The 16,430-nt window shown below is 43.6% G+C and carries 13 protein-coding genes and 1 pseudogene; 11 read left to right on the top strand and 3 right to left on the bottom strand.

Annotated elements, in window-relative coordinates:
- Positions 1 to 15 precede the first annotated feature (15 nt).
- Both JCM2765_RS07045 and JCM2765_RS07040 read left to right on the top strand, forming a co-directional pair.
- On the top strand, positions 16 to 825 hold the full coding sequence (locus JCM2765_RS07045; protein ID WP_054735445.1) for an MBL fold metallo-hydrolase: 810 nt from the start codon (positions 16 to 18) through the stop codon (positions 823 to 825).
- A gap of 232 nt (positions 826 to 1,057) precedes the next feature.
- A pseudogene (locus tag JCM2765_RS07040) lies at positions 1,058 to 2,348 on the top strand (S1C family serine protease).
- A 1,447-nt stretch (positions 2,349 to 3,795) separates the two neighbouring features.
- On the opposite strand, the gene JCM2765_RS07035 reads toward JCM2765_RS07040, so the two are convergent.
- On the bottom strand, positions 3,796 to 5,103 hold the full coding sequence (locus tag JCM2765_RS07035; protein ID WP_054735441.1) for an RNA-guided endonuclease TnpB family protein: 1,308 nt from the start codon (positions 5,101 to 5,103) through the stop codon (positions 3,796 to 3,798).
- Positions 5,104 to 5,273: 170 nt separating this feature from the next.
- Between JCM2765_RS07035 and rlmH the strand changes: the two genes are divergently transcribed.
- The 5 genes from rlmH to JCM2765_RS18075 all read left to right on the top strand — a co-directional run bounded on the left by rlmH (position 5,274) and on the right by JCM2765_RS18075 (position 9,129).
- Complete coding sequence (rlmH, locus tag JCM2765_RS07030) at positions 5,274 to 5,753, top strand: 23S rRNA (pseudouridine(1915)-N(3))-methyltransferase RlmH (protein WP_054735519.1); 480 nt, start codon at positions 5,274 to 5,276, stop codon at positions 5,751 to 5,753.
- A gap of 162 nt (positions 5,754 to 5,915) precedes the next feature.
- On the top strand, positions 5,916 to 6,413 hold the full coding sequence (locus JCM2765_RS07025) for a TetR/AcrR family transcriptional regulator (protein ID WP_054735438.1): 498 nt from the start codon (positions 5,916 to 5,918) through the stop codon (positions 6,411 to 6,413).
- A 114-nt stretch (positions 6,414 to 6,527) separates the two neighbouring features.
- Positions 6,528 to 6,995 (top strand): hypothetical protein, encoded by a 468-nt coding sequence (locus JCM2765_RS18080; protein ID WP_054735435.1) that lies wholly within the window; start codon positions 6,528 to 6,530, stop codon positions 6,993 to 6,995.
- On the top strand, positions 6,968 to 8,665 hold the full coding sequence (locus JCM2765_RS07015; RefSeq protein WP_054735433.1) for an efflux RND transporter permease subunit: 1,698 nt from the start codon (positions 6,968 to 6,970) through the stop codon (positions 8,663 to 8,665). The genes JCM2765_RS18080 and JCM2765_RS07015 overlap by 28 nt, the downstream gene beginning before the upstream one ends.
- Positions 8,662 to 9,129, top strand: a complete 468-nt coding sequence (locus tag JCM2765_RS18075; protein WP_054735430.1) for an MMPL family transporter — start codon at positions 8,662 to 8,664, stop codon at positions 9,127 to 9,129. The genes JCM2765_RS07015 and JCM2765_RS18075 overlap by 4 nt, the downstream gene beginning before the upstream one ends.
- Before the next feature lie 527 nt (positions 9,130 to 9,656).
- On the opposite strand, the gene JCM2765_RS07005 is transcribed toward JCM2765_RS18075, so the two are convergent.
- Positions 9,657 to 11,051 carry a DHA2 family efflux MFS transporter permease subunit gene (locus tag JCM2765_RS07005; RefSeq protein ID WP_054735427.1) on the bottom strand — a complete coding sequence of 465 codons (1,395 nt, stop codon included), beginning with the start codon at positions 11,049 to 11,051 and terminating at the stop codon, positions 9,657 to 9,659.
- Between the two features lie 351 nt (positions 11,052 to 11,402).
- On the opposite strand from JCM2765_RS07005, the gene JCM2765_RS07000 reads away from it, so the two are divergent.
- The 4 genes from JCM2765_RS07000 (at position 11,403) to JCM2765_RS06985 (ending at position 14,933) form a co-directional block, all read left to right on the top strand.
- Entirely contained in the window at positions 11,403 to 11,963 is a 561-nt protein-coding gene (locus JCM2765_RS07000) for a TetR/AcrR family transcriptional regulator (protein ID WP_054735422.1), read from the top strand.
- 97 nt (positions 11,964 to 12,060) lie between these two features.
- The gene (locus tag JCM2765_RS06995) at positions 12,061 to 12,549 is read left to right on the top strand and encodes a prolyl-tRNA synthetase associated domain-containing protein (protein ID WP_054735419.1); all 489 of its coding nucleotides are present in this window, start codon (positions 12,061 to 12,063) and stop codon (positions 12,547 to 12,549) included.
- A gap of 77 nt (positions 12,550 to 12,626) precedes the next feature.
- Complete coding sequence (locus JCM2765_RS06990) at positions 12,627 to 13,274, top strand: B3/B4 domain-containing protein (protein ID WP_054735416.1); 648 nt, start codon at positions 12,627 to 12,629, stop codon at positions 13,272 to 13,274.
- 447 nt (positions 13,275 to 13,721) lie between these two features.
- Entirely contained in the window at positions 13,722 to 14,933 is a 1,212-nt protein-coding gene (locus tag JCM2765_RS06985) for an RNA-guided endonuclease InsQ/TnpB family protein (protein ID WP_054735413.1), read from the top strand.
- A 240-nt stretch (positions 14,934 to 15,173) separates the two neighbouring features.
- Here the strand turns inward: JCM2765_RS06985 and JCM2765_RS06980 are convergent.
- Positions 15,174 to 16,430, bottom strand: a 1,257-nt coding sequence (locus JCM2765_RS06980) for an elongation factor 4 family protein (RefSeq protein WP_054735411.1), incomplete at its 5' end; no start/stop codon positions are given.

Below are 16,430 nucleotides of genomic sequence, written 5' to 3'. Positions count from 1 at the left end.
GAAGTTGGGCAGTCTATGCAACAGGAAGATGATGGGTTGAAGGTCAGTGTGTTAGCCAGTGGGAGTACTGGAAACTGTACCTATATTGAAACCAAGGAACACCACATTTTAATCGATGCGGGGTTGAGTGGTAAGAAAATCGAAGGGTTAATGGCGTCGATCGGTCGGGACATGCACGACGTGGATTCGCTGTTTGTGACCCATGAACATTCTGATCACCGGAAAGCTGTCGGTATTTTGGCGCGGCGGTACGGGCTTGACGTTTATGCGAACCAGGGGACTTGGGATGCGATGGATGGCAAGATCGGTAAAGTTGACGTTGCCCAAAAGCACATCTTGGCCCCGGACAGCACGTTGAGTTTGGGTGACATGGACGTGGAGAGCTTCTCAGTGTCTCACGATGCCGCTGAGCCGCAATTTTACGCCGTTCACAGTGGCGGAAAGACCTTTGTTGTGTTGACGGACACCGGCTACGTTTCCGACCATGTCGAGGGCGTTATTAAGGATGCCGACGCTTACTTGATGGAGTGCAACCACGATGTTGAAATGCTGCGGATGGGCAGTTACTCTTGGCCGTTGAAGCAACGGATTCTTGGCGACACTGGTCACTTATCAAATGAAGATGGCGCCGATGCGATGATGGATGTTTTAGGTCGTCATACCAAGCGCATCTTCCTCGGGCATTTGAGTCAAGAAAACAACATGAAGTCACTGGCACACCTGACCGTTGCTTCCATTTTGGAAGACCACGATTTTGGCGTTGACCATGATTTCAAGATTTTAGATACCGATCCAGAGAAGGCCAGCGGGTTAGTGACGCTTTAAGTTTTTGCCTAATTCTTAAGGGTTTTAGCAAAACTTATAACTTTTACGAGTTAAGATTCAAACTTTTTTCATAACTAACCGTTACAATAGAACTTATACAGAACGTGGTTCAGTGAGGGACTGGACCAATCTGACAAAGGGCTGCTGACAGCGCTAGCCTTCGTGCCTAGCATTGAGGAGGACGGCTGTTGGAACCCTTACTAAAGGAGGGAAAGCGCGATTCGCGCGAACGATGGATAATCAACAGGGACCAAATTCAAATGAACCAATCACACCGCAACATTCTGGTACTAAGGGCTTATTAATTAAGGTGGCCGTTACGGCGTTGGTAGCCGGATTCGTGGGCGGGGGAATCGCTTACGGTGGCGCTAACTACTTCAGTAACCGGGATTCGACGTCAGTGCCAGCCGGGTCAAATAGCGGCGGTTCAGCATCGACTAGTAACTTAAAGGTGAACGTCAGCTCGCAGGCTTCCAAAGCATTTGCGACCGTTAAACCATCCGTTGTGTCAGTCATTAACTTGCAAAAAGAAAGTCAATCATCAAGTACTTTAGGTGGCCTGATTGGTGGCGACAGCAGCAGTAGCGATTCATCGTCATCAAGTAGCCTTCAAACCAGTTCTGAAGGTTCTGGGGTCATCTACAAGAAGTCCGGGAACGCCGCTTACGTTGTGACCAACAACCACGTGGTATCAGGTTCCAACGCGCTTGAAGTGATCTTAAGCAACGGTAAGAAGCTGGATGCTAAGATTGTTGGTAAGGACTCAGTGACCGACTTAGCCGTGTTGAAGATCAACAGTGCGGATGTGAAGAGTGTCGCTACGTTCGGCAACTCTGATAACATCAAAGTCGGTGAAACCGCGTTGGCAATTGGCTCGCCATTAGGCTCACAATACGCAACGTCATTGACGGAAGGAATTATTTCCGCTAAGAAACGGACCGTTGCGACAACCGATGAAACCACGAACCAACAAACTGGGAACGCCACGGTTATCCAAACCGATGCTGCCATCAACAGGTAACTCAGGTGGCCCACTGATCAACTTGGCCGGTCAAGTTGTTGGGATCAACTCAATGAAGTTGGCCAGCGATAACTCCGGGACCAGTGTTGAAGGGATGGGCTTTGCGATCCCAAGTAACGAAGTTGTGACGATCATCAACCAATTGATCAAGAACGGTAAGATCGTTCGACCAGCGTTAGGCATCAAGTACGTGGACCTTTCAGAAGTCTCAAAGACCCAACAAAAGTCCATCTTGAAGTTGCCAACCAGTGTTGAAAACGGGGTCGTTGTGATGACGACACCAGGTTCAAGCACCCCAGCAGGTAAGGCCGGTATTAAGAAATACGATGTCATCACGGCTTTAGGTGGCAAGAAGATCAGCACCGATTCAACCTTGCGTGACTTGTTGTACAAGTACAGCGTGGGCGATACGGTTGCTGTAACGTACTACCACAATGGGAAAATGAAGACTGAGAAGGTTAAGTTGACGGAGACTACTTCGCAGTTGAATAGTAATAATTAGTTAGAGTGTAAAACAAAACGTTTAGAGCGCGGAGTGTAAGGGCGACCCGGTTAAAACCTCGGTTTTTGAGGTTTTGCCGGGTCGCCCTTACATGCAGCGCTCTGTTTTATTTCACACGTTTCGGCGCGGTGGCCGGAGAGTTGAGTGCCGACAAGTTAGTGAACGTTACCGATTGTCCGGAAACTACCAGTTTAAATGGCGCCGAAAACAAAGTAATAGCAATGCACGTCGCCAGAAGCGCTCGATAAACTATTTCCAACCTCGGTTTTTGAGACTTTTGCCGGGACGCCCTTACATGCAGCACTCTGTTTTATTTCACACGTTTCGGCGCGGTGGCCAGAAAGTTATGAGATGACAAGTTAGAGAACGTTACCGATTATCCGGGAACTATCAGTTTAAATAGCGCCGAAAACAAAGTAGTAGCAATGCGCATCGCCGGAAGCACGCAATAAACTATCTCCTCCTTGGTTTTTGAGACTTTTGCCGGGACGCCCTTACATGCAGCGCTCTGTTTTATTTCACACGTTTCGGCGCGGTGGCCAGAGAGTTGTGTGATGACAAGTTAGGCAACGTTGGCGATTGTCCGGAAAATATCAGGTTTAATAGCGCCGAAAACAAAGTAGTAGCAATGCACGTCGCCAGAAGCACTCAATAAACTGTTCCCAGTCTTGGTTTTTGAGACTTTTGCCGATCCGCACTCACATGCAGCGCACAAAAAGTCGCATCACTAATTGGTCGATCCCCACTTCACCAACGCAACCCACCAAAAGCATCACAAATTAACTACTCCTACCAAAAAATTAAAACCCAATGAACCAAAAGCCGCTGAAACCGGACGAACTGGTTTCAGCGGCTTTTCATTCTTCTGAAAAATCGAATATTCGGAATGCGTAAATGGTATAAGTAACGGAAGTTTAGGAAATATAGCCTGTGGATAACGAATAACGAAAGCGCTGTCCCCTAGAAAAATTCGGGAACGTCTAAAAAAGTTATGAACCTGTGGATAACTTTGGGGATAACTCAAAAGTTGGGTGAAAGCTTGTCAGTACTAGTTTTTCCCAGGCGTGTCGCGAAATCTATAAACAGGTTGTGGATAACTAAAAGCATGAAAATAAAAAATCCCCGTAAAACGTTGCTATGACGGGGTTCTTATTGGTAGAATAGGGGAGAAGCTGAGTGTCGGAATGAAAATTGGTATAGGTTTATCGCCATTAAAAGTGGGTTAGAAATGTAAGGGCTATCAACAAAAAGTGCCTGTGGATAACTTTGTGGATAAGTTTAGTGGAGGTTAGAATAGTTATCAACACCCCTTATTAAAATAAGGGGTTTGTAGCTCACGCGGTAACTTCCCGCGGTGGTCAAACATATCAGTTGCCTGATACTCCCTTCCCAAAGTGACTACATCATATCGGACGGTTGACAGCGCCCGTTTAGTTGCGAAGCATTGCTAATCAACTGTTGTTTTAGTTGATTTTGGCTTTTTAAACCTCGGTTTAGTATGACCGGCGACGTAACGTTGCCCCAATGTCTGGATGTTCATCGCCCCAACTCGATCATCGTTGGAACGATAGCCACAGTCAGCACATTGATACTGACGTCGCTGTTGATCTCGATTTTCTTTATTGATCACTTCGCATTTAGGGCAGCGTTGGCTTGTAAAGTTAGCGGGTACTTTTAAGACGAGACTCCCTTGACGGCGAGCTTTATAGGTCAACATCATTTCAAGCTGATAGAAGGCCCACGAACTATTATCGTTTCGTAGTGCTTTAGGTAAATCGTCGCGGTTGAAGCTAACACCGGTTAAATCTTCTAACACGAATAAGGTATCTGTACCATACGTCGTAACGAGTGTCTTAGATAGACAGTGATTCACATCTGTCATCCAGCGGTTCTCTCGATTTTCAATTTTCTTTAAACGACGCCGGGCTGATTTAGTTCCTTTGCGTTGAAGTGCTTCACGAGTTTTTTTAAATTTCGATCGCTTGCGCTGAACAGTTTTACCGGAAACGAAGGTCGTTTGTTGTTGATGATCATAGGTAGTGACTAAAAAACGTAGCCCACGGTCAATGCCAACGACTTTCGGGGTATTGGATAAGTGAAGCTCATCAGTGTCCTTGGTCATGGCAATATGCAGGTACCATTTACCACGAATGTGTAAGATTTTAGCCACACCAAATTTCCAAGTGCCATCTAGATACTGTTCAAAACCGTGACTAGTACTAGTAATGGGTTCACCAGCTAGATATTCCTGTAAACCGTGGCAAACTGGCGTGACGCGAATTCGTTTTTCCAGCGTGTTAATGGATAAGTCGCCATTACTCAAAAACGACCAGTCCCGCCCGCGTTGTAAATCAGTTTGTGGTTGGGAAAAATTAATGGGTTGCCACAGCCAGTGACAGTCACGGTGGACCCAAAATAGTTCCGGTCGGCCATTTGGTAATTTTTCGCCAGTTGGATAGCAGTAAGGGTGGTCACCTAATTGGGTTTCGACCGCCTTATAACGCGCCATTACTGTGCGAACGACTGATTGGGCCAGTTGGGCTTTCAAATGAAAATCGTGTCGTAATTGGTGATACAGGCGTTTGGTCAGCGCCTGCGTATTGGAACGAAAGTGATCATCAAAGAAGGCCTGAGAAACAAAGTTACAGGCGTTGCGATATTGTTGCATCATGGTAGTTAATAAATCAGCGTCCGTATTGCGGTGCAGTTTGAGTTTTACTTTGATTACCACTGATTGTTTCGCTTTCTTCACCATTGGTCGATCTCCTTTATTGGAATAGACCAAGTGTACCAAAGAATCATATTTTGCAAAGAGAACAATAGTTCGTATATTTTATTTTGGATTCTAAACCAATTTTAAAGAAAAGAGGAGTGGCGGATTTTCCTCCCACGGTTGAAAACGTGGGTATCTCGCCCATCATATTAATGAACATCAAGTTCGTTGTCGTTGGTAAGTTGAAAGAGAAGTATTTTAAACAAGGTATCGCAGAGTATGCTAAACGGTTATCACGGTTCTGTAAGTTTCAAATTGTGGAGGTGCCGGATGAGAAGGCGCCGGAATCGTTAAGTGACTCAGAGATGGCGCAGGTCATGGAAAAGGAAGGCCAACGCATCTTGGACAAGATCAAGGATCGAGAATACGTCTATGCGTTAGCTATCCTTGGGAAGGAACGTTCGTCTGAGGAGTTCGCCAAGGAGATCTCCCAGCTCACAACGTACGGTCACTCGGATATTACCTTTGTTATCGGTGGTTCCTTAGGGTTAGATCCTGCCGTGTTGAAGCGAGCGAACACTCAGATTTCGTTTGGACGGTTTACGCTGCCGCACCAATTGATGCGATTGGTGTTGACGGAGCAGATTTACCGGGCGTTTATGATTAATGAGGGGAGTCCGTATCATAAATGATGCGGTTAAATGACTAAGCATTGCATTTGTAGTACAGAATAAAAGTCTGCTGGGAGTGTCAGACGAGACTAGATAAGCGCCAAATCGGATATCATCATCTAGGAGGAAGGAAATGCCAACCAATGCACAACTACGAAACCGACGTATTTTGGCAGATGCTTAATGAGTTTAGTTGAAGAAAAATCCTTTGAGAAGATTACGGTGCGTGATTTATGCCAACGCGCACATTTGAACCACAGTACTTTTTATCGTCAGTATCATAATAAATACGAATTGCTGATGGACATTCTCCCAGAGTTTATTGAAAATGTTTTTTCGGGCGAGTGGACTAACTCAGAAGAAATGTTGCGCTCAATTTTAGCGTGGACAGAAGATAATCGAATTGTGGTGCGTAATTTATTGGCGGAGATTGACTCAATGACAACATATCGTGAATTGTTGCGTGCTGTTTCTGAACAAATTTTAAGCAACCCAATTCAGAATACAGTTACAAGTACCTTGGCTGACACCATTAATCGAATGTATTTTCCAAAACTTGTGGCTGAGAATATGGCGACTTTGATGTTTCAAGTCGTGTTACAGTGGGCAGATCAGTCGAAGTTTACTGAAGCAAAAAGAGAAGCATACATTGCAGATGTTTTGCGATTGTTTCAGTTATAATGAGTTAAAATGCGCCATGTATCTCATTTTGAGTTACATGGCGTATTTTGTTCATTTACCACAGTGGTACATGCTAATAAACTAAATTCCTGTAATTATTAGGGAGGTATCAATGTGGCCAAAATATTTAATGTAATTGGACAATTTATCCATCAGCACGCCGTTGCTGTGATAACGGTAGTATTAGCATTGACTGTCGCCGTTGGCGTTGGAATAACCAAGATTCAAATGACGATGGGTAATGATATGTTCGTATCGACGAAGTCTAAACTATATCAGGATACTCAAACCTATAGTAATCATTTCGGTGGCGATAGCTTTGTGGTTTTGATCAAAGCCAATAATGGGACTGCGGTTAATACGAAGACGTTCCAAGCGGTGACCAAATTTGAAAAAAATGCCAAGCAAATCACGAATGTTAAAGGCGCAACTAGCATCGTTGATGTGATCAATCAAGAGATGGCCGGTGGTGATACCTCGATGCGGAGTGGCGCTAATAGTCCAGAACTGCAAAAACGGCTAATGGCAGAACTTTCGGCCTCTGATAAAAAAAGTTGTCGGCTGATTTACAGACGATATTAACCAGTCAGCAAAAACAAAAACTTTTGACTTATGCCACCACTAATTTAAATTCTGAACAAAAACAACAGATGGCGACTGCACAGGCACAACTTTCAGCGCTACCACAAGCGCAGCAACAAAGCGCATCAGCTAAGATGCAATCACAATTGATGACAAAACTCAACGCAACGCAACAAGTAAAGGTTCAAGCATATAGTATGAGCTTGTTGAACGCGGGGCAAACTTCTAAGCTGAGTAGTGAATTGATGGGGATGCTCCCGTCCGTTCAAAACATGAAAACGTCTACGATTCATGCTTTGTTGTACAGCAATGATGGCAAGCTACCAAGCGCAATGAAGCAGCTGCTCCCGAAGAATGGGAAGTACATTTTGGTTAGCATACCGACAACGGCTAAATCTTCAATGAACGACTACCAGTCGATTTATGGTAGCTTGAAATCAACATTAAAAGATAGTGGGCTTAAAACAAGCGCTTATTCGGTTTCCATTGGTGGGAATCCGGCTATTCAAGGTTCAATTGCGCCAGTTATGATGCATACCATGGGAATTATGCTTGGCGCCTCTGTAATTTTGATGATTGTGATTTTACTTATTGTTTTCCCAGTTCGTCGGCGAGTATTACCCCTTGTTGTGACATTGGTAGGTATTGTCTGGACGTTTGGCTTGATGGGATGGTTCGGTTTGAAGCTCTCTATGGCGACCATGGCGACCTTGCCAATTCTGATGGGCCTGGGTACGGATTTTGCGGTTCAGTTTCTTAATCGATATGAAGAAGAATTCCGACAACACCCGGTTAGTGCAGAAGCTACGCAACGTGCCACGAAGTACACTGGACCAGCGGTAGCCACAGCAGTTGTGGTAATGATCTTTAGTTTTCTGACCATGCATTTATCCAAGGCACCAATGATGAAGGGGTTTGGAACGACGTTAGCGATTGGGGTGGCCGTATGCTATGTTGTTGAGTTAGCACTGGTCTTTGCATATCTGGCTTTGGTAGATCGTAAGTCGGTGAAGCAGTCGGTTACCACTAGACCCTTTAAACCGAGTCGCTTGAGTCAAGTTCTGCGTGGCTATTCTCGATGGGTAATGAAACATGCCTTGGTTTTAGTCATTGTTGGTGCAGTTGCCGGGGTTGCTGGATTCTTTTTCGAAGGTAAGCTCGGAATCGAAACTGATGTGCAAAAAATGATTCCACAAGATATGCCAGCCCTCGTGGCTAATAAACAAATAATCAAACAAGTTGGCTCACAAACGAAACTGACCTACATGGTCGAAGCCAAAGATGTTCGCAGTCAGAAGGTCGTTAACTATCTGCGCTCTTTTGGAAAAGATGAGCAAGCTAAATATGGTAAGGGTAAGATTGAAACAATCAGTTCACTCGCAACGACGCTTGATGGCATGAATGCAGATATCGGCACCCAAAAGGCGTTGAATCATGAAGTATCTACGTTGCCTCAAGCGATAAGCAACCAGTTCGTGACAAGTGACCATCAAGCAGCGTCAATTACAGTAACGCTGAACAAACATCTAAGTTCTGCGGACGGCTTGAAGTTAATGAATAACATCACTAAAGATGCTCAAAAACATCCAGCTGGGGTTCGTATCGCAGTTGCCGGTGGTCAAGCAGAACTTCTTCAAGGCATCAGCAATATGACTGCTAATCACGGTTGATCATCATTGCTGGACTTGCGATTATCTTCATAGTTTTACTCTTGGTATATCGGAAGGTAAAAGATGCGATTTATCCAATTTTACCAATTGCCATTGTGCTTGGTTTGTCTCCGCTGACACTGTATGCACTTGGTATTAGTTATAACCCGGTGACTGTGGCCTTATCGTCATTGGTACTCGGAATTGGTACTGAGTTCACGATTTTAGTCCTTGAAAGGTATAGCGAGGAACGACGACGCGGTACTGACGTGCCAGTTGCCATCGAGAATGCGATTGGCTCAGTGGGACAAGCAATCACAGTATCTGGCCTGACTGTTATGGGTGGGTTCTCTACATTGATGTTTGGTGGTTTCCCAGTCCTCCAGTCGTTTGGGCTGATTACAGTGCTTGATACGGGTTATTCCTTGTTGATGACGCTGACTATCATGCCTGCGGTTATCTATTTATTCCGTAAAAGAAAATAAGAGGGGGCTAAGCTACTTCGACTTTTTATATTTGTTCTGTACGTTTGCAAATGAAAACGAGCCTGAAACGACTTAGCCCAATTTGCTAAAACACCAAGTATATATTATCAATTTGATACTAGCATCTGCCCAGTGGCTTATGGTTGCTGGGCTTTTTCGATGGGGGTAATGAAAATGAAATTGAAACGGAAATCCTAAGGCGCATTCCTTCAGCAAATGTTTTTTCAAGATATTGTTGCTACTATTTTGCTGCTTAGGTTTCGGCGAACGTCTGTCTGTTGTTCAGGTATGGTCGGATTGAGGATGCTTAGCGTTAATTCAGAGTATGGTGAAATTTTTGACGCCGATGAATCGATTAGCTGTAGTAAGATTAGTGGTATCTAGTGAATAATTAATCGCAGAGTTATCCGTTTCGGCAGTCCGTATCATAAGTGATGCGGTGAATATAGGCACTAACCACGATCCAATAAAGCCAGCTAGTCTTTCAGAGATTAGCTGGCTTTATTTTAACCTGCATTGCGGTTATTCTATTTATTTGATCTATTCAAAGTTAGCCACATAATCAAACAGCTCAACCCAGTTAAAACGGCTAGTACAGAAAATCCGGCTTTAGTGCCCAACCGCGTTGTGACGGTGTAGATGTCAGACGATGGTGTACCGGATTGAAACAATGCAACGATGGTCGAACAGACTGTTGTGCCAACAGCGCCAGCAAATTGTTGAGTCACGTTGAATGTCGCATTACCATCGGCTTTGTAGGTGCTTGGTAGCAAGGTGATGCCGTTAGTCATAATGTTAGCTAGAGCGGTCCCAACACCAAGCATGAAGATGGCGTAGAATATGATAATTGTCGCATTGGAAAGGTGACTGGTGCTAAACAAAAATAAACACAGTGCTAGGAAGATAATAATCGTGCCGAGTTTGATGGGTTTATTAGCGCCAAATTCATCAAGTATTTTGCCACTCAATAAAGTGAAAATAGCACCAATAATTGCGCCTGAAAGTAATTGTAGCGCTGCTATTGTGGCAGATTTATTCAGAACGATTTGGCTGAAATTTGGTAGTAAGAAGCCAAGTCCAAGTAGTGTCATTTGAATTAACAAGAATGAAACAACGTGAGCAGAAAATTGCTGATTTTTAAAAATGCTTAAATTTAACAATGGCTGAGTTTGGTGTTTACTACGATGTAAAAAGCCTAGTAATCCGATTAAGCCAACCAGTAGTGACGTTACAAATTGCCAACTTGCGATACCATTTGTACTGATTTGGTTAAGCGCTAAAATAAAGCCACCAAACAATAATGGGATAAATGCGAATCCGATAAAATCAAAGGACCGTTTATTTAGCGGTCGAGATTGAGGGATCGTAAAAAAGCCTAAAACAAGTGCCACTAACAATATTGGGAGTAAAAAAATGAAAATATAGTGCCAGTTAAGCACATCACTGATGATACCACCTAAAGTTGGACCTAATGCGGGCCCGATGGCAGTTACTAGGGTGCCCACAGCCATCATAATCCCCAGTTTTTCAGTTGGAACTTCATCAATGATAATATTAAACATTAGAGGTAACGCAACGCCAGTACCAATTCCCTGAATGATTCTGCCAACTATTAGCAAAGCGAATTTTTCGGCAAAGGCGTCAATGCTCACACCGATAATAAAGAACACAATTGCAAAAATAAATAGGGATTTAGTTTTAAACCGTTCTTTTAAATAAGCCGAAATTGGAACGATGATAGAAACAACTAATAAATATGAAGTCGTCATCCATTGAACCGTTGAGGTACTGATGTTGAATTCAGCCATCAGTGTTGGAAAAACAATGTTCATGGATGTTTCGATTACCATGCCGCAAAAAATCATCACACCAGTTGCTAAAACTGCTAGTAATATTTGCGTCATTGAATGCTTTTGGGTCATAATCATTTCCTTTCCGTTGATTGAAGATGTTTTATTGCTAACTCTGATAGGGTTGAAAAGTGACGCTGCCGATTTGATAACTAATGATTGCTCAAGCTCTTTTTATTAGAGCAGTGGCTTGTTGGAGCAACTGAAAATCTTGTGCCGGTACTGAGGCACAAGATTCAAATGTTAATCCCTGCGTGGTTTCACCACGCGTATCAGTGATTTTGCGTTATTGGGTAATAAGGCAATTTTCAGGAATAAAACTTCCTTTCAGGTTGTATGATTTTTTAAATTATGAGACAATCGTAGCGTAAATATGACTATGAAACAATTGCTTCATAACTTATACAACACTGGAGGCTGATTATGTATCATATCGTTAATGACGCCCGGGCAAAAAAGTCTGCCCGCTTACTAGTCCATGCGACCATCACGCTTGCCAATCAAAAAAACTTCAATGAAATTTCAATTTCTGAGCTACAGCGTGTATCTTCTGTCAGTCGGAGCACGTTTTATCGATTATTTGATACGCCGGTAGACGTTTTGGCATACGCCTGCGAACAAATGATGGCAGATGCTGAAGAAGAAATAAACCGTGTGACGGACGCAGACGCGCAGCATGTGCAACTCCTGTTCATTGAAGCTTGCATGAAGCGGGTGGATTTACTGAGAGCGTTGGTTGCAAGTGATAAGACGGGTCTGTTACGGGCGGCGCATCATCAACACATGTCGACGATGATTGAGAGCATGCATATCCAGCAAACGATTCAAGCAGATACCATCGATTACATCAATAACATCATGGCCGATATTTTGCCTTCAGCGATGTTCGTGTGGTTAGCGCACGGACGCAGAGAGGATGCGGCAACTGTCAGTCAACAGATTCGTGCAAGCATTCAGGTGCTATCTTATCTGTATGGTGTCTAATTGAACGCGGTCAATCAGTTGTAACCTTATCCATATAACAACTGGCCATAATTTTGCGGTTTGGATAACAGTAATCCAATACCTCGAAGGAGGAACCATGAATAAAGAAGCAATCTACCAATATTTAAAGCGCCATGGCGTAGCATTTGAAGTAAATGAGCATCAAGCAGTTTTCAATATGGGAGAGCTAGACTCTGTGGATTTGGCTCATCCTGAGTGGAACGCCAAAAATCTATTTATTCGAGATGATAAAAAACGGCATTATTACCTGATCTCGGTTAAAGGTGACAAAAGAGTTGATTTGAAAACCTTCCGCAAAAGATACGGGTTACGGGCACTTTCCTTTGCGTCAGAGAATGACTTGCTAACCATTATGGGGTTAACACCCGGATCTGTGACACCGCTTGGTCTTTTGAATGATGCAGACTGTAAAGTTCATTTCTACCTTGATGCTGAGTTTGTGGGTAATCTCATTGGGGTACATCCTAATGACAATACGGCCACAGTATGGCTAAATGCTGACACGCTTGTTAATCTCATTAAAGCGCATGGCAATGATGTCGATATCGTTGAACTAAATGGATGAGATGTGGCATTGTTACCTAAATGATGCAGTTGAAACGTAAATACTAGTAAACTAGCTATATAAAAGGAAGTCTTCAGATGATATTTTCAATTGATCCGACGATTGACGGGGCCTTACTTGTCAGTGAAATCACCTTCAAAAACACGGCGCACAGCGATAGCCTTTGGCATGATCGGCTTGATCCACTAATCGATGAAATCGCTAATCGTGACAATTTAGCGACATTACGAGATAATCCCGCAATTCAAGCAACTAAAGCCGGCTATAAACATGTGGGTAAAGATCCCAGTCGTTACCGACCTTCAAGTGATAGCTTGTGGCGGCGGGTGATCAAAGGCAAAGGGCTATACGCGGTCAACACGCTGGTAGATTTGAATAATGAGTTATCATTGCGGCTGCATTTGCCACTAGGGAGTTACGACTTGGAGCACCTTGTTGCGCCGCTCGCCTATACGGTGGCGCCAGCTGGAGCCACCTATCCGGGAATCGGGAAGGCAGCAATCGATCTTGCCAACGGCTTGGTTTTAAAGGATGCCAATGGGTTCTTTGGTAGTCCAACGGCTGATTCAACCCGAGCAATGATCACTGAAGACACCACGCATGCGTTAGTGATCGTCTATGCGTTTGGCGAGTTCGATGCACCCAAAATTCAAGCAATGGTTGCTGACAGTTGTCAGACTTATCTTGAAGATTGTACGGTCGCCGAACAGTTTGTTGTGAAATAACAGGCTTGTGGTGCCGCTTTAATTTTTGATTAATATAGTACAGCTTGACATAGAGATTGGAACATGGATAAAGTGTGCGAGCAAGTTGCAAGGAAGATAAATTAACGCGCTTAAATCAAAAAAGCCAGCTAACCACCGAGCAATAATTCGCTCAATGGCTAGCTGGTTTTGATTTACTGAAAGTTAGGCGTAATGCCCCGGTTTTTAAACCGGGGATGTAAGCTCGTTTGCTTAACGCTATTTTGATACTTAGTTTTAAAATTTTTCCACTTTTTAGCATTCTGGTGGTTATTTCGCACATCTTGATATAAACGACAAGAAATGGGGCAATTTTTTCTCGGTGCACCGACTTTGTCTGAAATGAACATACGTTCTTGATGGGCACTTCTTTTCTTAGTAAAATTAACTTATAAATTACGAAGGGAGGTACTTATCATTAAAGGCAAAATGACTGACGAACGTAAACAGGCTATCAAGGTTCGAATGAAGGCAGTTAAGGCAACCTTCACTTACAGTTTTGGTTTCCAAATTCGGGTCTACCCCAGTGCGCAACAAGCTGATATTATGTTGTTCAACTGCCATACAGCTCGCTACATTTATAACGCTAAAGTCTTTCGAGATTGGGGCTCTAAGCAACACGCGAAATGGCTGAACACTGATTCTCGATTAGATACCAACATGCCGAGCATGGCGATCCGCAATTATCAAGCGTCTTGGAACATGTGGCGCAAGGTCAATTCAGCAGGTACGCCGAAACCTAAGCGTAAAGACCAATATCGATTCAGTTATCAAACAAAGAACAGTTATCCAGCTAAGTCTCGTAAAGCTGGTGAGGATATTTTTAACGGTGCGAAAGTTAAAGTGACCGATTCCCATCATATTCAGATTCCTAAAGTTGGACGTTTAAAAGCGTCGGCTAACAATATTAAGCATTTGCCTCATGAAAAAGGTGTCCGAATTGGCGTAACCACCATTAAACAGGAACCGGATGGTGCTTGGTATGTGTCCTTTCAAATCAAAGCGGATCATCCCTTGAAACAAGCGCTGCCGAAAACGGGTTCAGAAATTGGTATTGATTTAAATCTATCCAACTTCTTAACTGATGATCAAGGTAATCAAGTGCCGAATCCCCGCTATTATCGTAAGATGCTAACAAAACTGGCTAAACAGGACCGTAAAGTGGCTCGTCGAAGGCGAAGGGCCAAGAAAGAACATCGCCGTTTGCTAGACAGTCGGAATTATCAAACAGCCCGTCATCAAAGAGCTAATCTTCATAGTCATATTGCCCATCAACGTAATGATTTCCTGCATCGAACTTCCACGGTACTGATCCAGAACCACGATTTGATCGTGTCCGAAGAACTACGTGGGAAAAATATGTTGAAGAATCATGCCCTAGCGATGAGTATTAGCGATGTGGGCTGGCGTACCTTTATTAGTCAGTTAGAGTATAAGGCCGAATTGTATGGACGGACCTATATCACGGTTAATCCGGCTTATACGACCAAACGCTGCCATTGCTGCTTGGTGATCAATCATCAGGTTAAACTGGGCCAAGAAGAATGGCGTTGCCCGAACTGTCATGTTTTTCATATTCGCGACCATAATGCCGCTATTAACATTAAAAATAAGGGATTGGCGCCGCTCCAAGAAGTCTAAATCTCACGAATAATCCATCGGTGCCGTGGCAACTCCGGATTCCGACTCCAAATGGCTGAGGGTAAAACCTCGTAAATAGGTAATTAGCGTGTCAGACCAAAGTTGAACGATAACTGAGGCAGTGCTGTATCTAAGCAAGCAGAAACGGTCAGGTAGACTGATTATCGTTCAGGAATGCTTCCGAAACGGTTAAACGCGAAAGAAGATTGCTGCTCAATAACTACCGCTGTTTCAATCCATCTACTTCAAGTGGGTGGTAGTTGAAAATGAAATGTCTAATATCGAGTTAAAGACATCCTGTGAAAGTTTGATGTCACTTTTCGCTGCCTGACGTTTGTTCACATTTTGGCGTCGTAACAAGGCCTGTTTCTTAGAGATGCTTTTTTTCTCACCGTTCACGGCCGCATTTTTTCGTAATGGTGGGATATCGACCCGAGCAATTGATTTACCTTCAACGATTGCTTGGGTTGGCATTGGATACAAATGCCGTGGCACCGTATATTTTAATTTTTCCACTAATTTTTGGGTCATATCAGGTGCATCTTCTCGATGGACGACAAATGATAAGGCGTCAACGACGGCATAGTTGATGGCCACTTCAACTTTAACTACATCCGCGATCTCATAGTTAGCAAATTCAGTCTCTAGCGTTGCGTACCCGTGCGAAATTGATTTTAAAGCGTTGAAAAAGTCATATGCAATTTCAGCGGTAGGGATATGATAGCGTAATGCAATTAAGTCACCTTGATTACCCATGTTGACTAACTGACCTTTATGCGTATCCGCAAGTTTCATCACTTCCCCAAGAACTTGATTATCGGTTGTGATCCTGATATCGGAGAAGGGTTCTTCGACATAATCGATTTTGGCGAAATCCGGAAACATAATGGGATTATTGACGATTTGTACGTCATTCGTGCCTTTCAAGTGCACTTTATAAGTTACATTGGGTGATGTGGTTAGGACATCTAATCCATATTCTTCTTTAAGGCGTTCGCGAATGATTTGGAGGTGAAAGATGCCCAGAAATGAGCAACGAAATCCTTGACCAAGTGCCTCTGATGTTTCGCGGACGTATTGAAAGGAAGAATCGTTCAGACTTAATTTTTCAATGGCTAATTCCAAATCACGGTAGGTATCGTCTTTGGGATAAAAACCAGCGTAAACCATGGGATGAGCGGGCTGATAGCCGGGTAAGGCTTTTTCGGTAGGTTTTTGTGCATCGGTAAGGGTATCACCAACCCGCAATAGCATCGGATCTTTGAGTCCGGTAATCATGTAGCCAACATCCCCAACGCTAAGTTTAGTTGTCACGGTTCGTTGTGGTGTAAAAGTCCCAATTTCTTTGTTTTGGATGGGCGTATTAGCTGCCATTAATTTCACTTGCTGCCCTTGTATTAGTTCACCGTCGATAATGCGGATATAAGCGATGATCCCTTTGAAACTATCATAAAGCGAATCAAAGACCAGGGCTTTAAGCGGTTCTTGAGCACTACT

It is taken from the genome of Secundilactobacillus similis DSM 23365 = JCM 2765 (genome assembly GCF_001311075.1).
Lineage (GTDB): Bacteria > Bacillota > Bacilli > Lactobacillales > Lactobacillaceae > Secundilactobacillus > Secundilactobacillus similis.
This window is presented reverse-complemented; position numbering and strand designations above follow the sequence as displayed.

What these genes read in the sequence shown, in the direction of transcription:
- rlmH (WP_054735519.1), top strand. Translation starts at nt 5,274, where the DNA reads ATGAACATCAAGTTCGTTGTCGTTGGTAAGTTGAAAGAGAAGTATTTT.
- JCM2765_RS06990 (WP_054735416.1), top strand. Translation starts at nt 12,627, where the DNA reads ATGATATTTTCAATTGATCCGACGATTGACGGGGCCTTACTTGTCAGT.
- JCM2765_RS06985 (WP_054735413.1), top strand. Translation starts at nt 13,722, where the DNA reads ATGACTGACGAACGTAAACAGGCTATCAAGGTTCGAATGAAGGCAGTT.
- JCM2765_RS06995 (WP_054735419.1), top strand. Translation starts at nt 12,061, where the DNA reads ATGAATAAAGAAGCAATCTACCAATATTTAAAGCGCCATGGCGTAGCA.
- JCM2765_RS07025 (WP_054735438.1), top strand. Translation starts at nt 5,916, where the DNA reads ATGAGTTTAGTTGAAGAAAAATCCTTTGAGAAGATTACGGTGCGTGAT.
- JCM2765_RS07035 (WP_054735441.1), bottom strand. Translation starts at nt 5,103, where the DNA reads ATGGTGAAGAAAGCGAAACAATCAGTGGTAATCAAAGTAAAACTCAAA.
- JCM2765_RS07045 (WP_054735445.1), top strand. Translation starts at nt 16, where the DNA reads ATGCAACAGGAAGATGATGGGTTGAAGGTCAGTGTGTTAGCCAGTGGG.
- JCM2765_RS07005 (WP_054735427.1), bottom strand. Translation starts at nt 11,051, where the DNA reads ATGACCCAAAAGCATTCAATGACGCAAATATTACTAGCAGTTTTAGCA.
- JCM2765_RS07000 (WP_054735422.1), top strand. Translation starts at nt 11,403, where the DNA reads ATGTATCATATCGTTAATGACGCCCGGGCAAAAAAGTCTGCCCGCTTA.